Source organism: Burkholderia pyrrocinia (assembly GCF_018417535.1).
Taxonomy (GTDB): domain Bacteria; phylum Pseudomonadota; class Gammaproteobacteria; order Burkholderiales; family Burkholderiaceae; genus Burkholderia; species Burkholderia pyrrocinia_E.
In genome coordinates this window covers 396,957-417,355 of sequence record NZ_CP070978.1, presented here as the reverse complement: position 1 = coordinate 417,355, position 20,399 = coordinate 396,957, and the positions used below count along the sequence as shown (strand labels likewise).

The window sequence follows — 20,399 nt, the reverse complement described above, 5'->3', positions numbered from 1 at the left end:
GCGCACCCGACCGACTCGAGGACTTCCAACGACATGAGCGACACGACCCACCTCGGCGGCGCGCTGCCGCCGCTCTCTTCTCCCGGCGCGCGCGAGCCCGGCACGCGTTTCCGGATCGTGCCCGCACGCCACCGGTCGCGCACGGCCGGCACCGTGCTCGCCGTCGTGCTGATCGCGATCGCGCTGCATTCGATCCTCGGCAACCCGCAATGGGGCTGGCCGGTGTTCGCCGAATGGTTCCTGTCGCCGCCGGTGCTGTCGGGGCTCGCACGCACGCTGGTGCTGACGCTGCTCGGCGCGGTGTTCGGCTTCGTGCTCGGCGCGTTCGTCGCGCTGGCCCGGCTGTCGCGTTCGCGCCTGCTGTCTGCGAGTGCGTGGACCTTCGTGTGGCTGTTCCGCTCGATTCCGCTGATCGTGCTGCTGCTGATCCTGAACAATCTCGGCTACCTGTACGAGCATGTGCGGCTCGGCGTGCCGTTCACCGACATCGTGTGGTTCGACACGCCGACGACCGACCTGATCAGCCCGTTCCTCGCGGCCGTGCTCGGCCTCACGCTGAACCACGCGGCGTTTTCCGCGGAAGTGATCCGCGGCGGCATTCTCGCGGTCGACCAGGGGCAGCTCGAAGCGGCCGCCGCACTCGGGCTGCCGCGCGGCCGCCAGACCGCGCGGATCGTGCTGCCGCAGGCGATGCGCGCGATCCTGCCGACCGCGTTCAACGACCTGATCTCGCTCGCGAAAGGCACGTCGATGGTGTACGTGCTCGCGATGCCGGAGCTGTTCTACACGGTGCAGGTGATCTATCGCCGCAATCTCGAAGTGATTCCGCTGCTGATGGTCGCGACCGTCTGGTACCTGATTATCCTGACGGTGCTGTCGGCGATCCAGGTACAGGTCGAGCGGCACTATGCGCGCGGCGCACTGCGCAATCCGCCGCCGTCGGTGCTTACGTTCGCGCTCGCGCGCATCGGCGTGCTGTGGCGGCGTGCCACGTCGCGCAATTCGGCGTCGATCGTGCAGGCCGAAGGCGATACCGATACCGGTGCCGCCGCCGCGCCGCGCGCCGGCGGCGAAGTGGCCGTGCATGGCGTATCGAAGCAGTTCGGCATGCAGCGCGTGCTCGACAACGTGTCGTTCGTCGCGCCGCGCGGCAGCGTGACCGCGATCGTCGGGCCGTCGGGTTCGGGCAAGTCGACGCTGCTGCGCACGATCAACCATCTCGAACGCGTCGACGACGGCTTCATCGACATCGACGGCGAACTGATCGGCTATCGGCGCGATGGCGACGTGCTCTACGAGCTGAAGGAGCGCGATGTGCTGAAGCGGCGCACGGCCGTCGGGATGGTGTTCCAGAACTTCAACCTGTTCCCGCACCTGACGGTGCTCGAGAACCTGGTCGAGGCACCGGTCGCCGTCGGCGGCGTGACGCGCGACGCTGCCGAGCGCACCGCACGCACGCTGCTCGCGCGCGTCGGCCTTGCGGACAAGGCCGATGCGTACCCGCGCCAGTTGTCCGGCGGCCAGCAGCAGCGTGTCGCGATCGCGCGGGCGCTCGCGTTGCGTCCGAAGGTGCTGCTGTTCGACGAGCCGACGTCGGCGCTCGATCCCGAGCTCGTCAACGAGGTGCTCGACGTGATCAAGGAACTCGCGCGCTCGGGCACGACGCTCGTGATCGTCACGCACGAGATCGGCTTCGCGCGCGAAGTCGCGGACAACGTGCTGTTCATGGAGCGCGGGCGCATCGTCGAGGCCGGGCCGCCGGCCGCCGTGCTCGACGCGCCGTCGCATCCGCGCACGCGCGCGTTCCTGTCACGGGTGCTGTGATGCGAATCCCTTCCGATAACCGGGGCGCCACACGATGATCGATCGACGTCAATTCATGACCGCCGCGCTGGTCGCGGCAGCCGGCAGCCTGCCGTTGCGCATCGCACACGCGGCGGCCGCAACCGCCGACCTCGACCCGCGCCAGGCCGGCCGCCTTCGCGCGGAGCGCGACGACGCGGCGATCCGTGCAACAGCCGGCTACCGCTGGGTGCACGACGGCGCGTTCACGGTCGCGATTTCACCGCATGCGCCGCCCGTGTCGACTTACGCAACCGACGCGCGCACCGTGGTCGGCGCCGATCCCGACTATGCGCAGCTCGTCGCCGACGCGCTCGGCCGCACGCTCGCGCTGGTGCCGATCGCATGGGCCGACTGGCCGCTCGGGCTGACGTCCGGCAAGTACGACGCGGTGATCTCGAACGTCGGCGTGACCGAGAAGCGCAAGGAGAAATACGATTTCACGACCTACCGGCTCGGGCTGCACGGCTTCTATGTGCGCACCGGCAGCCCGATCGCGAAGATCGCCGAGCCGAAGGACATTGCCGGCTTGCGGATCATCACCGGCGCCGGCACGAGCCAGGAGCGCATCCTGCTCGAATGGAGCAAACGCAACGTCGCGCAGGGGCTGAAGCCGGCCGAGCTGCTCTATTTCGACGACGATGCGACCGCGCGCGTCGCGCTGCTGTCGGGCCGCGCCGATGCGGAGCTGAACCCGAACGCGTCGCTCGCGTACGAGGCCGCGCGCAGCGGCAAGATCCGTCGTGTCGGCGTTGTCAATGCGGGCTGGCCAAACAATGCCGATGTCGCGATCGCGACGCGTCGCGGCAGCGGGCTCGCGCCCGCGTTGACGCTCGCGACGAATGCGCTGATCGGCAACGGCCGCTACGGGCAGGCGCTCGCGCGATGGGGATTGCAGAGCGAGGCGATCGCGCGGGCGGAGACCAATCCGCCGGGATTGCCGTCGTTTTGAAGGCGTCGATGCGTCGATGCCCGAGTGACATCGCCCCGGCGTTCCACGATGGAAATACCGGGGCGAGTCGAAGCGGTATTGTTCGTCGCGTAGCCGCGCCTACGCGGTTACGCCCACGTGAACTCGCCGTTATGTTCGATGGCTCGTTTCGGCGAGACTGCTGTTTTCCGGTTTATCGGCTCGTACCGTGATTACTTGATCAGGTGCATCCCTGCGACCTTCGCAGCCGTCACGTCGAAAGTGGCCGTGTACTCGCACTCGGCTACATACCCGGAACGCTCGATCAGGCAGTCTGCGAAATCCGCCTTTGCGGATGCCGCGAAAACGCGAAGTGCCTTTCGCACCGCGTCCGCACCTTCAACGACCAGTTCCTTGGTGCCGATCATCGAGTCGATGATGTCCTTCATCTGCTCGCGCTCGACGCCATAGCAGCGCCCGAGTACCTGCACAACCTCGACCAGCGCGACCTGCGAAACGTACCCCGGCCGCTCGGCCGACAGGGACTCCATCAGCGCCGTCGCCTTCTTCGACTGAACGGCGTCGTCCTGGGCAAAGTAGCGGACCAGCACGTTCGTATCCAGTCCGATCATCGCGCGGATGCCCCCTGCTCGGCGATGGCCCGATTCATGTCTTCAACCGACACCGGCTTAGCGGGCTTCTTCACGATGCCCTTGAGCGACGCGAGCGAGCGCGTGGCCGGATAGATCTCATACCGGCCGGTCGCCTCGTTGAAGCTGAATTCGATCCGGTCTCCCGACTCCAAGCCAAGCCGATTGCGAACGTCCACGGGAATCGTGACCTGCCCCTTCGAAGTGATGGTTGCTGCCGTCATGATGACACCTCCAATTCTCCTTACTTTAAGGTAAGGAGTATCGAAAAGCAATCAAGGTGTCGCGTTCAGGAAAGCGGCTGGTCGCTTCGGTAACGTGCAGAAGGTGGCGGAATTTCTCCGGGATGAGGGTTTTAGCGTGCGCTGGTTCCCTGCTTTCGAATCTCGGAATTATGAAGAGAGGTGCCGTGCACGTTAGCCCCCGGGCGCAGCCCTCGAACGACTCCTCGACAACTATTTCGTACGCGAAATAAATTCCGGACTATATTTCGCATACGAAATAACTCCCGGAACGAGGACGGTCATGACCGCTCAACCCATCGAGTTTTCCGCCATCGACGGCTATCCGCTGCGCGGCACGCTGTGGACGCCCGACGTCGAACCGCGCGCGCTGGTGCTGATCCATCCGGCGACGGCGGTGCCGGAACGGCTGTACGCCGGTTTCGCACGCTTCCTGACCGGGCGCGGCTTCGCGACGCTGACCTACAACTATCGCGGCATCGACGCGTCGCGGCCCGCGCGCCTGAGCGGGCTGCAGACCAGCATGCGCGACTGGATGGAGCTCGACGTCGGCGCCGCGACCGCCTGGGCACGGCAGGCGTACGACGGGTTGCCGCTGCTTGCGGTCGGCCACAGCGTCGGCGGCCACGCGATCGGGCTGTCCGCCGGCACGGTGCACCTGCGCGCGGCCGTGCTCGTCGCGGCGCACGCGGGCAGCACGCGGCTGATCGCGAGCGCGGCCGAACGCCTGAAGGTGCGCCTGATCCTCCGCGTGCTCGGCCCGCTGATGTCCGCGCTGCTCGGCTACGTGCCCGGCAAGCGGCTCGGGCTCGGCGAGGATCTGCCGGCCGGCGTGTTCCGCGAATGGAGCCGCTGGACGACGCTGCCGCGTTACTTCTTCGACGATCCGGCGCTCGGCGCCGCCGAACGCTACGCGAAACAGCGGCTGCCGATCCTCGCGCTGGGCTTCGCCGACGATCCGTGGGCTACGCCCGCCGCGATCGACCTGCTGGTAAGCTACCTCACCGGCGCGGCGGTCGAGCGCCGCCAGGTCGATCCGCACACGGCGGGCAGCGGCCCGGTCGGGCACATGGGTTTCTTCCGCAGCCGGCCCGGCTCGGTGCTGTGGCCGGGCGTCGCCGACTGGCTCGCGCAGGCGCTCGACGCGCCGCGCCACGCGGGCCGCCCGTCCCTTTCCATTGCTGTCGGGAACCCGGCGTGAGCGAACGACGACGACTGTTTTTCCTGTTGAACCTTGGCCAGCGGCGCGTGCAGCGCTGGGTCGACCGCAAGGCGGAGACCGACACGCGCGCGAGCGCCGCGCAGGCCGGCGTGCTGTTCTTTCTCGACAAGCAGGACGGCGCGCTGATCGGCGAAGTCGGCGCGGCGCTGCAGCTCGCGCCATCCGCGATGACCGGCCTCGCCGACCGCATGGCGAGGGCCGGACTGATCGCGCGCCACGCCGATTCGGACGACGGCCGCGCGACGCGCCTGTTCCTGACCGACACGGGCCGGGCGGCGCTCAAGCACGCACGCGTGCTTCTGCGCGAACTGAACGAAAAACTGTGCGACGGGTTTTCCGACGAGGAACTCGATGTCGTCGCGCGCTGGCTGCACGCGTTGCAGGAGCGGTTTCCGGCGGAACGCTGAACGGCGACAACACGCGCGCCGCATCGCCTGCCGGCAGCGAATCGAGTCCACCAAACCGGCTCGCGCCAGCGACAATTGAAAGCGATTGCGATTCGCCTTTTCGATTCGATTTCCGCGCACGCGCGACGGCAAATTTTGCGTTCGCGCCGCGCCGCGCCGGCAACGCTTTCCGGCTACGCTCTGTTACAAAAAATTGCCTGCCGGGCGGCATTCGAATCGCCTACATTGCAATCCACTTCTACGCATTCTTCGCCTGCCCGAACCGGCCTCCCCGCAGGACGGTATCAACGACACATCCGTCACAAGCAATAAAAACGAATAGGAGTCTTGACCGAAGTGCTGGCGGTATCCAGCGCACGCGGATTGCGATGGCTGAAGCGGCATCCTGAACGACACGTTCCGGCGGCACGCATCGTGCGCGTTGCCGCGGCACCCCGACCCGGGCGGCCTGTGCCGCCGTGCATCGGCTTGCGCTGACTCGTTCCGCCGCACCATGGCGGCCGCACGTCAACGAGGAGCAGTCCATGCGACGCACTATCGTGTCCCACCCGCTTTTCACCTGCCTGCCCGCCGCGATGGCGCTGGCCTGCGGCGCCGCGCACGCCGACCCCGTGCTTGTGTCCGGCCCCAGTCCATACGCCGCCTGCACCATAGGCGGACCCGGCACCGTCTATGTGAATGCCGAGGTCGAACCCTGGCTTTCGGTCAATCCGGCAAACCCGACGAACATGATCGGCGTATGGCAGCAGGACCGCTGGTCGAACGGCGGCGCCCACGGGCTCGTCGCCGGTTATACGTTCGACGGCGGCGCGACCTGGGCGAGCACGCCGCAGCCGTTCAGCGCATGCGCGCCGGGCGGGCTCAAGTACGAGCGCGCGTCCGACCCGTGGGTGTCCTTCGGCCCGGACGGCACCGCGTATTCGGTATCGATCTCGTTCAACCAGTCGAACAACAGCAACGCAGTCGCGGCCTCGGTATCGACCGACGGCGGACAGACGTGGAGCAGTCCGGCCGTGCTGATCGCGAACAACGAACCGACGACGCAGTTCTTCAACGACAAGGAATCGGTGACGGCGAACCCGGTGAAGGCCGGCACCGCGTACGCGGTATGGGACCGCCTCGAACTGCCGAACGGCAACCCGTACGCGAACCTGCATACGCAGGCGTTCCGCGGGCCGACGCTGTTTTCGAAGACGACCGACGGCGGCAAGACCTGGAGCACCGCGAAGGTCATCGTCGACGTGCCTTCGCGTCAGCAGACGATCGGCAACCAGATCGTCGTCGATCCGAAGAGCGGCACGCTCTACGATTTCTTCGACCTGATCCAGCCGCCGTTCAGCAAGGCGGCCGGCAAGGTCGCGTTCGTCAAGTCGACCGACGACGGCGCGACGTGGACGAAGCCGCAGGTGATCGCGGGATTGCAGACGGTCGGCGTGACCGATCCGAACACCGGCGAACCCGTGCGCACCGGCGACATCATTCCCGAGCCCGCGATCGATCCCGCGTCGGGCCAGCTTTACGTCGCGTGGCAGGACAGCCGCTTCAACGGCGGCAAGTACGACGAGATCGCGCTATCGACATCGACGGACGGCGGCGCGTCCTGGAGCGCGCCGCTGCAGGTCAACACGCCGACCGGTCGGCCGGCCTTCAACCCGTCGGTGCGCGTCGACAACACGGGCGCCGTGATGGTCACCCACTACGACTTCCGTGACCTGCCGGCCGGGAACACGACGACGCTGCCGACAGGCTTCTGGCGCAAGATCTCGCACGACGGCGGCGCCACCTTCGGCGACGAGCGGCGCGTCGGCGGGCCGTTCGACATGAAGCTCGCGCCGAACGCGGAAGGCTTCTTCATCGGCGACTACCAGGGCCTCGACGTCCGCCCGTCGTCGTCGTTCCATCCGTTCTTCATCCGGACCAACTCGGGCAACCTGACGAACCGCACGGACGTGTTCTTCGCCCCCTGACGCGGGCAATGCGGCCCGGCCGCCGTCGCGACGCCATGCGCCGCGCGGCGGCCGCGCGCGTCAATGCATGTCGGTCAGCACGATGCGCCCGTCGACCTTCCCTTCGCGCAGCTTCGCGAACACGTCGTTGATGTTGCCGAGCCGGTCGCGGTGGATATGCGCGCGCACGAGGCCATCTGCCGCGAAATCGAGCGATTCCTGCAGGTCGCGGCGCGTACCGACGATCGAGCCGCGCACGGTGATGCCGTTCAGGACCGTCGAGAAGATCGGCAACGGGAAATCGCCGGGCGGCAGCCCGTTGAGCGCCACCGTGCCGCCGCGCCGCACCATCCCGAGCGCCTGCGCGAACGCGCTGCGCGACACCGCCGTGACGAGCACGCCGTGCGCGCCGCCGATTTCCTTCTGGATCACCTTCGCCGGATCGTCGACCGATGCGTCGATCGTCAGTTGCGCGCCGAGCTGCCGCGCGAGCGCGAGCTTGTCCGGCGCGATGTCGATCGCCGCGACATGCAGGCCCATCGCGCGTGCATATTGCACCGCCACGTGCCCGAGCCCGCCGATGCCGGAGATCGCGAGCCACTGGCCGGGGCGCGTATCGGTGACGCGAATGCCCTTGTAGACGGTCACGCCCGCGCACAGGATCGGCGCGATTTCATCGAACGCGACCTGTGCCGGCAGATGACCGACGTAGTCGGGATCGGCGAGCACGTATTCCGCGTAGCTGCCGTTCACCGAATAGCCGGTGTTCTGCTGGTCGTGGCACAGCGTTTCCCAGCCCGTGTGGCAGTACTCGCAATCGCCGCAGGCCGTATAGAGCCACGGCACGCCGACGCGGTCGCCCTCGCGCACATGCTTGACGCCCGCGCCGACCGCCGCGACGACGCCCACGCCCTCGTGACCCGGAATGAACGGCAACGACGGTTTGACGGGCCAGTCGCCGTCGGCCGCGTGCAGGTCGGTATGGCAAACGCCCGACGCCTTGATGTTGACGAGGATCTGGCCGGGGCCCGGCGTCGGCACGGGCACTTCCTCGATGCGCAACGGTTCGCCGAACACGTGCACCACGGCCGCTTTCATGGTTTGCGTCATGCGTCGCTCCTGTCTGGTCGGTGAGCGATCCAGTATCCGGTTTCGGAATCGGAGGACGTTGATGCGTATCAACGCGATGCGCGCTATCCGGCGATCGTGGCTGCATCATCGCGCCGCACGGCGGCGCGACACGGGCGGGCGCGCGGCGCTTCGCTTCACGCCGTACCGGTCGTATTCGCGGGCGATCATCGGCCAGAACGTTCCGCTGTAGCCGATATTTCGACGACCCGACGGAATCCGGACGCGGCGCTGACATCCGGCTTGGAATTTGAAATGATATAACATATCATTTCGCGTGCTCGTCCGCCTGACGCCGTTCCACCATGGGTGGCCGAGCCTCGCCGAGCCATGTTCCAACGGGTTAAACGCGTCATTGACGCAACAATATATCGTATCCAGCCGTGACCCGCATCGCTCGTTATCCGATCCGATTCCAACCGATTCACCGACCATGCGCGACCTCCCTCGTTTACCGCTTCGCCCGCTTTCGCCCCTTTCGCTGATGCTGTTCGCCGCCGTCGCACACGCGCAGTCCGATGCACCCGCCGCGTCGGGCACGCCTTCAGCCACCCCGCTCGCACCGATCTTCGTGACCGCGAACCCGCTCGGCGATACCGAACTGATCGCGCCGACCGTCCAGCTTTCCGGCGACGCGCTGACGCGCCGCCAGGCCGATTCGCTCGGCGAAACGCTCAACGGGCTGCCCGGCGTGTCGACCACCACCTACGGGCCGATGGTCGGCCGGCCGATCATCCGCGGGATGGACGGCGACCGGATCCGGCTGCTGCAGAACGGCGTCGCGTCCTACGACGCGTCGTCGCTGTCGTACGACCACGCGGTGCCGCAGGATCCGCTGTCGATCGAACGCGTCGAGATCGTGCGCGGCCCGGCCGCGCTGCTGTACGGCGGCAACGCGGTGGGCGGCGTCGTCAACACGATCGACAACCGGATTCCGCGCGAAGCGATTGAAGGCGTGACGGGTGCGCTCGACGCGCGCTACGGCGGCGCGAATTCCGTGCGCGCGGGCGCCGCGCAGGTCGAAGGCGGCAACGGCCGCTTCGCGTTCCACGTCGACGCGTTCGACCGCGAAACGAGCAAGCTGCGAATTCCCGGCTACGCACGCAGCAGCGCGCAACGCGCGATCGACGGCCCCGACACGCCGCAGCCGGAAGGCAGCGTGCCGAACAGCGACGGCCGCGTGCACGGCGGCGCGGTCGGCGCGTCGTACACGTGGGCGGACGGCTTCGCGGGCCTGTCGTACAGCGGCTACGAATCGAACTACGGGTCCGTTGCGGAAAGCGACGTGCGCCTGCGGATGCGCCAGGAACGCCTCGCGCTCGCGTCCGAGGTGCGCAACCTGAGCGGGCCGTTCACGAAGCTGAAATTCGACTTCGCGTACACCGACTACCGCCACAAGGAAGTCGACAACGGCGAGACGGCGACCACCTTCCGCAACCGCGGCTACGAGGCGCGCATCGAGGCGCGGCATCGCAAGATCGGCCCGTTCGAAGGCGCGATCGGCGTGCAGTTCGGCCAGAACACGTTCTCCGCGCTCGGCGACGAATTGCTCGTGCCGTCCACGCGCACGAACAGCGTCGCGCTGTTCGGCCTCGAGGAATGGCAAGTCGTCCCCGCGCTGAAGTTGAGCGTCGGCGGCCGCTTCGAGCACGTGAAGGTCGACCCCGATCCGGCCGGCGTCGAGAAATTCGCGGGCGCGCAGCCGCGCGATTTCAACGCGGGCAGCCTGTCGGCGGGCGCGCTGTTCTCGCTGACGCCCGTGTGGTCGGTCGCGGCGAACGTCGCGTACACCGAACGCGCGCCGACCTTCTACGAGCTGTATTCGAACGGCCCGCACGACGCGACCGGCCAGTTCCTGATCGGCAACCCGAACGCGTCGAAGGAAAAGGCCGTGTCGACCGACCTGTCGCTGCGTTATGCGAGCGGCCCGAACCGCGGCAGCGTCGGCGTGTTCTACAACCGCTTCTCGAACTACCTGACCGAGTACAACACCGGCCGCGTCGTGAACGGCGACGACGAGCCCGTCGCACCCGGCACCGACGGCGCGCTGAACGAGGCGATCTATCGCGGCGTACGCGCCGAGTTCTACGGGATCGAGCTGGACGGCAAATGGCGCGCCTTCTCGCGGCGCGGCCATACGGTCGACCTGGAACTGACGGCCGACTACACGCACGCGCGCAACGTCGACACGGGCCAGCCGCTGCCGCGCATCGCACCGCTGCGCGCGACGCTCGCGGCCGACTACGGTTACGGCCCGTTCGGTGCGCGCGCGCAGGTCACGCACGCGTGGTCGCAGCATCGCGTGCCCGACAACGACTTCTCGACGGACGGCTACACTTCGCTCGGCGTGATGCTGACCTACAAGTTCCGCGTCGGCGCGACGCACTGGCTCGCGTACCTGCGCGGCGACAACCTGACGAACCAGGAAATCCGCTATTCGACGTCGGTCGTGCGCGGCTTCGCGCCCGAAGGCGGCCGCAGCGTGATGGCCGGGTTGCGCACCACGTTCTGAGTGCCGCTGCGCGTCGCGCGTTCGCGGCTCGCGTGCATCCAGGTCGCGCATCGGCATAGCTGCATCGAAGGCCATCTCCGACGATCGGCGCGGGATCATGCGCGTGTGCGGACGTGCGTATGCATGCCCGCACGCACACCGACACGAATCACCGCCCGACCTTTTCCCTTCCTCCGCTGCACGCTGCGTGTGCAGCGCCGCGCACGTGTCGATCCCGCCTTTGCATCGCGTGTTGCCACAACACCGTCATGGGTATCGCGCTGCATGCGCGCCCGCGCCGTTCGCCGATGCAGACTTTTAAAACGAGCGAATGACGAGTATCCTAAAAAAAGTACTCCCCGTTCGGACGGCGAATCGCGTGCCCCTGACTCCCGTCCGATCGCATTGCGGCCCCATCGCATCGCGCGCAGCGCGTCGATGGCGGCATCCGCTTCGCGCCGCCGGCCGCACGAACCTTCCCCCAACAATCGTCAGGAGAGCTGGTGAGCCGACTCGTCGTCGTATCCAATCGCATCGCAGACCCCCGTAAAGCCGCGGCCGGCGGCCTCGCCGTCGCCGTGAAGGACAGCCTGCAGGAGACCGGCGGCGTATGGTTCGGCTGGAGCGGCAGGCTACGCGGCGACGACGATCAGCCCACGCACGGCGACGAGGTGCAGATCCAGAACGTCGGCGGCATCCAGCTCGCGACCATCGATCTCGACCCGCAGGATTACGACGCGTACTACCTCGGCTATTCGAACAACGTGCTGTGGCCGGTGTTTCACTACCGGCTCGATCTCGCGCAGTTCGACCGGCGCTTCGCCGACGGCTACCGGCGCGTGAACCAGTTGTTCGCGCGCAAGCTGCGCACGCTGCTGCGGCCCGACGACGTCATCTGGGTCCACGACTACCAGTTGATTCCGCTCGCCGCCGAGTTGCGCGCGATGGGCTGCACGAATCCGGTCGGCTTCTTCCTGCACATCCCGATGCCGCCGCCGCCGATCATGGCCGCGATCCCGGAACACGAATGGCTGATGCGCTCGCTGTTCGCGTACGACCTCGTCGGCTTCCAGACCGAATCGGATCTGCTCCACTTCGAGCATTACGTCGAAGCGGAAGCCGGCGCCACGCGGCTGCCGGACGGCCGCATGCGCGCGTTCGGCCGCACGCTGTCGGCCGGCGCGTTTCCGATCGGCATCAACGTCGACGAGTTCGAGTCGCTCGCCCGCGATCGCGACGGCATCGACATGTTCGAGCGGATGCGCGACGAATATTCGCGCCGCCAGTTGCTCGTCGGCGTCGACCGGCTCGACTACACGAAGGGGCTGCCGCAGCGCGTGCATGCGTTCCGCGAGTTGCTCGAACAGTATCCGGAGAACCGCGACCGAGCGACGCTGATCCAGATCGCCGCGCCGAGCCGCGAGGATCTCGGCGCGTACGACGACCTGCGGCGCGAGATGGACAGCCTGTGCGGCGCGATCAACGGCGACTACGGCGAACTCGAATGGATGCCGATGCGCTACATTCACCGCACCGTCGCGCGCAAGCGCTTGCCGGGCCTGTATCGCGCGAGCCGCGTCGCGCTCGTCACGCCGCTGCGCGACGGGATGAACCTCGTCGCGAAGGAATTCCTCGCCGCGCAGGACGCGTCCGACCCGGGCGTGCTCGTGCTGTCGCGTTTCGCGGGCGCGGCCGAGCAATTGAAATCGGCGCTGCTCGTCAATCCGTACGACACGCAAGGCACCGCGCAGGCGATCCAGCGCGCGCTCACGATGCCGCTCGACGAACGCCGCCAGCGTCACTCCGCGCTGATGGCGATCGTGCGCAAGACCGACGTGCACTGGTGGCGCACGCGTTTTCTCGATGCGCTCGCCGAAGCGGCCGAAGTCGCGGCGGCCACCGAGCACTGACCGCACTCACCCGTTCGTCGCCGCGTATTCGAGCGCCGCGCCGTTCGCATCGCACAGGTCGACCGAGATCGGGATGCCCGCCCGCATGCTCTCGGTCACCACGCAATACGCATCGAACCGGTCGAGCACGCGCGTCGCCGCCGCGAGATCCGCCCACTTTTTTCCAATCGACAGCCGCACGGCCATCGCGCCCACGCGCACCCTGCCGGTTTCGTTCTGAACCATGTCGACGTCGATATGCGCGGCAATCGGCTGCGGATCGACATGCTGCTTTGTCAACGAGAACAGCAGGCTCGCCGCGAGACAGCTCGCGACCGCCGCGGCGAGCAGCCGGACCGGGTTCGGCCCGCGCCCGTCGCCGAGCGGCGGCGGCTCGTCGATGAGCACCGGCGACAGCGTCGTGCCGGCAAACGTGACTTCGAAGCAAAAACGCGCCTGCTGCGCGACCTTGACGGATACGTGCGGCTCGCTCATGGCGACTCCGTGGCTGGCAAGAGGGAAAGGAATTCCGGCGCATCGCCGCATCGACGCGCGCCGTTCGCAGGCTGGCTACGCGTTCAGCGCTCGGGCTCGCGCGGCGGCCCGTACGCGACGAAATCGCGCTCGACCGCCGACGCCTGCTCCGGCGCGAGCGCGTCGCCGCGCGAGCCGGCATCGCCGTCGGGTGCCGCTGCCGCGGACGACGCTTCGATGCGCCCGTCGATCAGCGCCTTCAGCGCGTCGCGTTCGAGCACCTCGCATTGCAGCAGCCGACGCGCGATGCGTTCGAGCGCGTCGCGTCGCTCGCCGAGCGTCGCCGCGACCCGCGCATGCGCGTCGGCCAGCAGCGTGTGCACCTCGTCGTCGATCATCCGTGCCGTGTGCTCGCTGCAGCGTCCGGCGCCCGCATGCCATGCGCCGGGCATGCCCTGGCGCGCATCGCCGTCGTCGAACGTCGCGAGCCCGATCTTCTCGCTCATCCCGTACTGCATGACCATGTGGCGCGCCATCGCGGTCGCGCGTTCGAGATCGTTCTGCGCGCCCGTCGACACGTCGCCGAACACGAGCTCTTCGGCGACCCGCCCGCCGAGCAGCGCGTCGATCCGGTCGAGCAGTTCGCTCCTGCGCAGCACGTAGCGATCCTCGGTCGGCACCTGCTGCGTATAGCCGAGCGCGGCGACGCCGCGCGGAATGATCGACACCTTCTTCACCGGATCGCAATGCGCGCGGCTTTCCGCGACAAGCGCATGGCCGGCTTCGTGATACGCGATGGTCAGCTTCTCCTGCGCGTTCATCACGCGGCTCTTGCGCTCGAGGCCCGTCAACGCGCGGTCGATCGCCTCGTCGAAGTCGGCCATGCCGATCGCCGGCTTGCCGAGTTCGGCCGCATGCAGCGCGGCCTCGTTGACGACGTTCGCGAGATCGGCGCCGACGAAACCCGGCGTGCGCGACGCGAGTTCGCCGAGGTCGACCTCGGCCGCGAGCTTCACGCGCTTCACGTGTACGCCGAGGATCTGCCGGCGGCCGTTCACGTCGGGCCGGTCGATCGCGATGTGGCGATCGAAGCGGCCCGGCCGCAACAACGCGGGATCGAGGATCTCCGGCCGGTTCGTCGCGGCCATGATGATCACGCCGGAGCCGGCCTGGAAGCCGTCCATCTCGACGAGCAACTGGTTGAGCGTCTGCTCGCGTTCGTCGTTGCCCGACATCGGGCCGACACCGCGCACCTTGCCGAGCGCATCGAGCTCGTCGACGAACACGATGCACGGCGCCTTCTGCTGCGCCTGCTCGAACAGGTCGCGCACGCGCGCGGCGCCCACGCCGACGAACATCTCGACGAACGCCGAGCCGCTGATCGAAAAGAACGGCACGGCCGCCTCGCCGGCCACCGCACGCGCGAGCAGCGTCTTGCCCGTGCCCGGCGCGCCGACGACGAGCACGCCCTTCGGAATCTTGCCGCCGAGCCGCTGGTAGCGGTCGGGATTGCGCAGGAACGCGACGAGCTGCTGCAGTTCGGCCTTCGCCTCGTCGATGCCCGCGATATCGTCGAACGTGATGCCGGTTTCCTGCTGCACGTACACGCGCGCGCGGCTCTTGCCCATCCCGGTGAAGTCCTGCAGCCCGCCGCGCTTGCGCAGCAACATGTTCCATACGAACACGAACAGCACGAGCGGCAGCAGCCAGGAAGCGAGCGACGCGATCCAGCTCGTGTCGGGCGTGCCGTGATAGCGGATGCCGGCGGCGGCCAGCGTGTCGGTCAGGTGCTCGTCGGTCACGCGGTTGGTCGTGAAGCGCCACGGCGCACCGGCCTGCTGCGCGGCCGCGGCTTCGGATGCCGGCAGTATCGTGCCGGCCTGCGGCATCTTCAGCGTGCCCGAGATCGACGCGGGGCCGATCTCGAGATCGTCGACGAGCCGCGCGGCGACGAGCCGGTGGAAATCGCTGTACGCGATCGGCGCCGACGCCGGGTGCAACATCAGCAACTGCGCGGCGAACAGCGCGAAGAAGCCCGCCGCGATCAGCAATCCCGGGTAGTCGAATTTCTTGTCCATGGCATCGGGCCAGCCGCACGCGCGGTGCGGCGCACGCTCACGCGGGCAATCGCGCGCAACCGGCGCGCGGCATCGGCGGCCATGCGGAAACGGCATGCATCCGCGCCTTCGTCGTCTCGCTGTGTCGCTTCGTTTCGTCGCATAAATGACGCCGCGACGGCACCGTCGGCCGGCGCCGCGTGGCGATCCTCGCCCGGGGCAGCACGCCGCGACGCGCCGCCCCTGAATTCAGTCTAGTCCTCGCGCGGGCGTCGCGCATCGCCCGCCGCGCGAGTCGAATCGTCCGACAAACACCTTTCATCCGCGGCCCCCGCCGCGTTATAGTCGCATTCGTGTCATTTTTATGACAATTGCATCGCGCCTGCCTGCACGCAACGCCGGCCGTTGCTTTCCGTCCCGCATCGCGGCCGCCTGGGCGACGCCGCCGCGCATCGAACGACACCGCCAACCCGCCCATTCGAGGAGCCTACGACGTGACCGACACCCCCGATCGCCCCGACGACCTTCCCGCCGATCCCGACCGCCGCCGTGTGCTCGGCGGCCTCGCCGCGCTCGGTGCGGGTGTCGCGCTCGGCGGCTGCGAAACCACGGCGGGCAGCGCGCCGCGCTCCGCCGCCGACCTGCGCATCGACGAAGCATTGCGCCAGCGCGTGCGCCATATCGTCGTGATCTACGCGGAAAACCGCAGCTTCGCGAACCTGTACGGCGATTTCCCCGGTGTGCGCCATCCGCTGAGCGAGGTGCGGCCCGAGCACGCGCAGCAGCTCGATCGCGACGGCAAGACGCCGCTGCCCGTGCTGCCGAAGATCTGGGGCGGGCTCGTGCCGCAGGCGCAGGAAGTGGACGGCAAGCGCTACGCGATCGCCGAGCGCGACATCGACAAGCTGCCGAACGCGCCGTTCCGGATCGCCGACGCGCAGGGCAAGCCGCTGCCGAACGGCGTGATCACGCGCGACCTGTGGCACCGCTTCTACCAGAACCAGATGCAGATCGCGGCCGGCCGCAACAACCAGTTCGCCGCGTGGGCCGATTCGGGCGGCCTCGTGATGGGTCATTACCGCAATTCGGCCGACACGTTGCGACTGTGGAATCTCGCGCGCCAATACACGCTGTGCGACAACTTCTTCATGGCGGCCTTCGGCGGTTCGTGGCTGAACCACATGTTCCTGATTTCGGCGCAGGCGCCGCTGTATCCGGACGCGCACAAGCATCCGCACGCGGCGAAGCTGCTGTCGAAGGTCGAAGGCGACGATCCGGCCGGCACGCGCCTCGCGCTCGCCGCCGATTCGCCGACGTCCGCGCTCGACGGCCCGCCGAAGTTCGCGGGCGACGGCCCGCTGACGCCCGACGGCTACGGCGTGAATACGATGGCGCCGCCGTACCAGCCGAGCTACGTGCCGCCGCCCGACCCGGGCAACGCCGCGTATGCCGATCCGGACGACCATCGCGTGCTGCCGCCGCAGGGCTATGCGACGATCGGCGATCGCCTGTCGGAGAAGAACATCGACTGGGCGTGGTACAGCGGCGCGTGGCAGTACGCGCTCGAGCATCGCGACACGGGCACCGTGCCCGATTTCCAGTACCACCACCAGCCGTTCAACTACTTCCGCAACTTCGCGCCGGACACCGCTGCGCGCCAGCGGTACCTGCGCGACGCGGGGCTCGGTGACGAACCGTCGACGAACCGCTTCATCGCCGACATCGACGCGGGCCGCCTGCCGGCCGTCGCGTTCTACAAGCCGCAGGGCAACCTGAACATGCACGCGGGCTATGCGGACATCGAATCGGGCGACCGCCACATCGCGACCGTGATCGACCACATTCGGCGCGGGCCGCAATGGGACCACACCGTGATCGTGATGACGCACGACGAAAACGGCGGCTGGTGGGATCACGTCGCGCCGCCAGTCGGCGACCGCTGGGGGCCGGGCTCGCGGATTCCGGCGCTCGTGATCTCGCCGTTCGCGAAGAAGGGCTTCGTCGATCACACGCTGTACGACACGAACTCGATCCTGCGCTTCATCAGCCGCGTACACGGGCTTGCACCGCTCGACGGCGTGGTCGCGCGCAACAACGCGTTCGCCGCGCGCGGCGAGACGCCGCCGGGCGATCTCACGAACGCGCTCGACCTCGGCTGACGGCCGGTTGGCCGCTTAGCCGCTTCACCGCTTGAAATGACGACGCCCCGGGCAATGCGATCGCTTGCCCGGGGCGTCGTTCATTTGCGGCTACGTTACGCGGCGCTGCAAAATGCGTCGCGCACCGCGTGCGCGGCGTGACGGCCGGCCTGCCGGCCGAAGAACGTCGCGTCGGCCAGCGACAGCCCCGAGCTGTAGCCGGCCCCCCAGCGCGGCAGCCCGCACGTCGTGCGGCCGGCCGCATACAGGCCCGGCACCGGCGCGCGCGCCGCATCGAGCACCTGGCCGGTCGGCAGCGTGTCGAGCCCGCCGAGCGTGAAATGCGGATAGAACGCGTAGTCGATCCGGCAATCGAGCGCGACGAACGGCGGCTCGATCAGCGGCTGCAGCCACTTCTTCGCTTTGTGGAACAGCGGATCGGCGCCTTCGGCCGCATGCCGGTTGTACACGTCGACGGTCGCCGTCAGCGTGCCGGCCGGCATCTGCAGGTCGCGCTCGACTTCCTCCCACGTTTCGCCGGCCGCCGCGATGCCGATCCGCGCGATCGCGGGCGGCTCCTGGTACGTCGCGTGATCGACGAGCAGGTAGATCCGGTCGTCGGCCTGGTGGAACGCATGATGGCCCGTGCGGCCGTGATAACCGTCCTCGTTGATGAAGCGCTGCCCGCGCGCGTTCACGAAGATCCCCCTGATCAGCGATTCGGGCGCGTAGAACGGCAGGCTGACGAAACCCTGGTCCATGTGGATCGCCGCGCCGCCCGCGCTCTGGCCGAGCAGGATGCCCGAGCCGTCGTCGCCGGGGCTGCCGATCGGTTCGTCCGAGCGCAGGAACTGCGGTGCATGCCGGCGCACCATGTCGCGGTTCATCGCGAAGCCGCCCGCGCACAGGATCACCGCGCCGCGCGCCCGCACGAACACCGTCTCGCCATACGCGCGCAACACGACGCCGCGCACCGTGCCGCCGTCGTCGACGATCAGCGCGAGCGCGCGCGTGTCGTAGCGCGTCGCGACGCCGACCGCCGCCACGCGTTCGGCCAGCACGCGCATCAGCATCTGCCCGCCGCCCCAGCCCGGCCATTGCGGCGTGTGGCCGCGCGGGCATGGCTTCGCGGCCTCGCTGAACGGCCAGGCTTCCTCGCTGCCCGACCAGATCAGGCAGTCGTCGGTTTCCGGTTCGACGATCCGCTCGGCGACGAACGTGTTCTTGTACGAGAGGCCCTGCGCGACGAGCCAGTCGTGGTGCGCAAGGCTCTCGTTCGCGTAGAGCCGCACCTTTGCCTCGTCGGCGTCGCGGCCGCCCGCGAGCATCAGGTAGCGATACAGGTCCTCGGTGTCGTCGGTAAAGCCGGCCTGCCGCTGGGCAGGCGTGCCGCCGCTGCCGCCAAGGTAGATCTCGCCGCCCGACAGCGCGCTCGTGCCGCCGTAGCTCGATGCGCGTTCGACGATCAGCGTATCGGCGCCGGCGCTCGCGGCTTCGATCGCCGCGCAGGCGCCGGCCGCGCCGAAGCCGACGATCACGACATCGTGTTCGGCGTCCCAGCGATGCACGTCGCGGGCGTTCAGGGGGCGGGTCAGGGAATAGTCGGATGACATGGGGAATGGGTCAGCGTGAAGGAAATCTGCGGGAAGCGAGGGGCGTGGCGCTGGTCTGCCGGGCTGGTGGCCTGACTCGGAGGTCGGCGCGTTGTCGCTGTGTCGCGTTTTCGCGTTGCCGATACCTGCACGCGGCGGTGCTGCTGCAGACCCTGCGTCGTGTCAGGCGCGGCGAAAGTCGAACGGCGTAAAGCAGGGCCGGCCGCGCAGCCTGGCCGATATGCAACGATTGCGCGGCGGCCCCGGCGAAAGCGGTCCGTGCGCCGTCGCGCCGCGGCGGCGTCCGGACTGCGCGGCGCGCGGCCGCGCCGGCGTCACATGCCGCGCAACGCGGCGAAACCGAAGTGCGACGGATCGATCGGCACGCAACCGGTCGGCAGGCCGCTCGGGTCGACCGAGCGGCATTGCAGGATGCCGGCCGCATACGGCGGCGACGGGACCTGGTCGGCTCCGTATCGCGCCATTGCCATGGCAACGAACGTGGCCATCGCCAGTACGCACAGCTTGCGAGTCGTCAGTCTCATGATCGTCGTCCCCTCCGGTTGGCCGCTTGTGCGGTTCATGTCCGGCGCGCATCGCCTGCCGCACCGGATGACTGCACGGTAGCCAGTGCCCGGCCGCCAGCCATCGTCCATTCCGACTAGGGGCAAACGCTGAGCGGAGGCCGTACGGCATGCCGCGTCGCAACATCGCGAGCAACGGATTCGCACGCGTGGAGGAAATGCGACACGTCGCGCGCCTTTCGCGACCGGCCAAGCCAATCGTCAGACACAGGCCGCGCGTCGGCCGCTGCGTCGCACCATCGCGCAACGCACGGCTGCCGCCCCCGGTGTTTTCCCCGACCCTCGCCCTGCTCCGTATGGATGACGAGTCTCGATCGGTTCGATGCGAACCTGCGCATCGAAGTCGCAATGCCGCCGCGTCCGCACTCGCGGCGCGGCCGACTCTTTCCGTTTCTCCACGGGAGCATGCATGACCGATTCGAATCCCCGCCACGCGCTGTACGAACTCGCGTGCCGCTACGCGCAAGCCGTCGACCGGCGCGACTGGCCGCGGCTCACCAGCCTCTTCACCAACAATGCGACCCTTGCCGGCCCCGGCTTCCGCTTCGACGACCGCGATGCGATCGTCGCGGGCATGCGCGTGATCGAGCGCTACGAGACGACCCAGCATCACGTGCACAACCAGCTCGTCACGCTCGACGGCGGCGAGGCCGACGTCGAGACCTACGGCGTCGCGTGCCACGTCTATGTGCGCGACGGCGTGAAGCGCAAGCTCGACTGGGGGCTGCGCTATCGCGACCGCTGCGTGTTCGACGGCGGCACGTGGCGCTTCGCCGCGCGCACGCTGCACGTCGACTGGGCGCAGGACCTGCCGCTGGAGGGCTGAA

16 protein-coding genes are annotated in these 20,399 nt (G+C 68.3%); 9 read left to right on the top strand and 7 right to left on the bottom strand.

Features of this window, described 5'->3' with window-relative positions; all coding sequences use genetic code 11:
- Positions 1 to 33 precede the first annotated feature (33 nt).
- Both JYG32_RS39460 and JYG32_RS20020 read left to right on the top strand, forming a co-directional pair.
- A complete protein-coding gene (locus JYG32_RS39460; protein WP_174383008.1) occupies positions 34 to 1,824 on the top strand; it encodes an amino acid ABC transporter permease/ATP-binding protein in 1,791 nt (596 codons plus the stop codon).
- A 34-nt stretch (positions 1,825 to 1,858) separates the two neighbouring features.
- Positions 1,859 to 2,794 carry an ABC transporter substrate-binding protein gene (locus JYG32_RS20020; protein ID WP_213266676.1) on the top strand — a complete coding sequence of 312 codons (936 nt, stop codon included), beginning with the start codon at positions 1,859 to 1,861 and terminating at the stop codon, positions 2,792 to 2,794.
- Between the two features lie 191 nt (positions 2,795 to 2,985).
- Here JYG32_RS20020 and JYG32_RS20015 read toward each other — a convergent pair whose 3' ends face one another.
- Positions 2,986 to 3,384: a PIN domain-containing protein gene (locus JYG32_RS20015; RefSeq protein WP_213266675.1), complete on the bottom strand. Its 399-nt coding sequence runs from the start codon at positions 3,382 to 3,384 to the stop codon at positions 2,986 to 2,988.
- Complete coding sequence (locus JYG32_RS20010) at positions 3,381 to 3,626, bottom strand: AbrB/MazE/SpoVT family DNA-binding domain-containing protein (RefSeq protein WP_213266674.1); 246 nt, start codon at positions 3,624 to 3,626, stop codon at positions 3,381 to 3,383. Before JYG32_RS20010 ends, JYG32_RS20015 begins: the two co-directional genes overlap by 4 nt.
- Positions 3,627 to 3,927: 301 nt before the next feature.
- Here JYG32_RS20010 and JYG32_RS20005 point away from each other — a divergent pair, with 301 nt between their 5' ends.
- The 3 genes from JYG32_RS20005 to JYG32_RS19995 all read left to right on the top strand — a co-directional run bounded on the left by JYG32_RS20005 (position 3,928) and on the right by JYG32_RS19995 (position 7,240).
- Complete coding sequence (locus tag JYG32_RS20005; RefSeq protein WP_213266673.1) at positions 3,928 to 4,845, top strand: alpha/beta hydrolase family protein; 918 nt, start codon at positions 3,928 to 3,930, stop codon at positions 4,843 to 4,845.
- Positions 4,842 to 5,273: a MarR family winged helix-turn-helix transcriptional regulator gene (locus tag JYG32_RS20000; protein ID WP_174383013.1), complete on the top strand. Its 432-nt coding sequence runs from the start codon at positions 4,842 to 4,844 to the stop codon at positions 5,271 to 5,273. Before JYG32_RS20005 ends, JYG32_RS20000 begins: the two co-directional genes overlap by 4 nt.
- 524 nt (positions 5,274 to 5,797) lie before the next feature.
- Positions 5,798 to 7,240, top strand: coding sequence for a sialidase family protein (locus JYG32_RS19995; RefSeq protein WP_213266672.1), 1,443 nt, complete (start codon positions 5,798 to 5,800; stop codon positions 7,238 to 7,240).
- A 60-nt stretch (positions 7,241 to 7,300) separates the two neighbouring features.
- On the opposite strand, the gene adhP is transcribed toward JYG32_RS19995, so the two are convergent.
- Positions 7,301 to 8,329, bottom strand: coding sequence for an alcohol dehydrogenase AdhP (gene adhP / locus JYG32_RS19990; RefSeq protein WP_174383015.1), 1,029 nt, complete (start codon positions 8,327 to 8,329; stop codon positions 7,301 to 7,303).
- Positions 8,330 to 8,831: 502 nt separating this feature from the next.
- On the opposite strand from adhP, the gene JYG32_RS19985 reads away from it, so the two are divergent.
- Complete coding sequence (locus JYG32_RS19985; protein WP_213266671.1) at positions 8,832 to 10,859, top strand: TonB-dependent receptor; 2,028 nt, start codon at positions 8,832 to 8,834, stop codon at positions 10,857 to 10,859.
- A gap of 482 nt (positions 10,860 to 11,341) precedes the next feature.
- Entirely contained in the window at positions 11,342 to 12,748 is a 1,407-nt protein-coding gene (gene otsA, locus JYG32_RS19980) for an alpha,alpha-trehalose-phosphate synthase (UDP-forming) (RefSeq protein WP_174383016.1), read from the top strand.
- A 6-nt stretch (positions 12,749 to 12,754) separates the two neighbouring features.
- On the opposite strand, the gene JYG32_RS19975 is transcribed toward otsA, so the two are convergent.
- Positions 12,755 to 13,222, bottom strand: a complete 468-nt coding sequence (locus JYG32_RS19975; RefSeq protein ID WP_213266670.1) for an OsmC family protein — start codon at positions 13,220 to 13,222, stop codon at positions 12,755 to 12,757.
- Between the two features lie 83 nt (positions 13,223 to 13,305).
- The gene (ftsH, locus tag JYG32_RS19970) at positions 13,306 to 15,279 is read right to left on the bottom strand and encodes an ATP-dependent zinc metalloprotease FtsH (RefSeq protein ID WP_213266669.1); all 1,974 of its coding nucleotides are present in this window, start codon (positions 15,277 to 15,279) and stop codon (positions 13,306 to 13,308) included.
- A gap of 473 nt (positions 15,280 to 15,752) precedes the next feature.
- On the opposite strand from ftsH, the gene JYG32_RS19965 reads away from it, so the two are divergent.
- Positions 15,753 to 17,417 carry an acid phosphatase gene (locus JYG32_RS19965; RefSeq protein WP_213266668.1) on the top strand — a complete coding sequence of 555 codons (1,665 nt, stop codon included), beginning with the start codon at positions 15,753 to 15,755 and terminating at the stop codon, positions 17,415 to 17,417.
- 95 nt (positions 17,418 to 17,512) lie between these two features.
- Here the strand turns inward: JYG32_RS19965 and JYG32_RS19960 are convergent, their stop codons facing one another.
- Together JYG32_RS19960 and JYG32_RS19955 are read right to left on the bottom strand one after the other, a co-directional pair.
- Positions 17,513 to 19,009 carry an FAD-dependent oxidoreductase gene (locus tag JYG32_RS19960; protein WP_213266667.1) on the bottom strand — a complete coding sequence of 499 codons (1,497 nt, stop codon included), beginning with the start codon at positions 19,007 to 19,009 and terminating at the stop codon, positions 17,513 to 17,515.
- 314 nt (positions 19,010 to 19,323) lie between these two features.
- Positions 19,324 to 19,533 (bottom strand): hypothetical protein, encoded by a 210-nt coding sequence (locus JYG32_RS19955; protein ID WP_213266666.1) that lies wholly within the window; start codon positions 19,531 to 19,533, stop codon positions 19,324 to 19,326.
- Positions 19,534 to 19,981: 448 nt separating this feature from the next.
- On the opposite strand from JYG32_RS19955, the gene JYG32_RS19950 reads away from it, so the two are divergent.
- Positions 19,982 to 20,398, top strand: a complete 417-nt coding sequence (locus tag JYG32_RS19950) for a nuclear transport factor 2 family protein (RefSeq protein WP_213266665.1) — start codon at positions 19,982 to 19,984, stop codon at positions 20,396 to 20,398.
- Position 20,399: the final 1 nt, after the last annotated feature.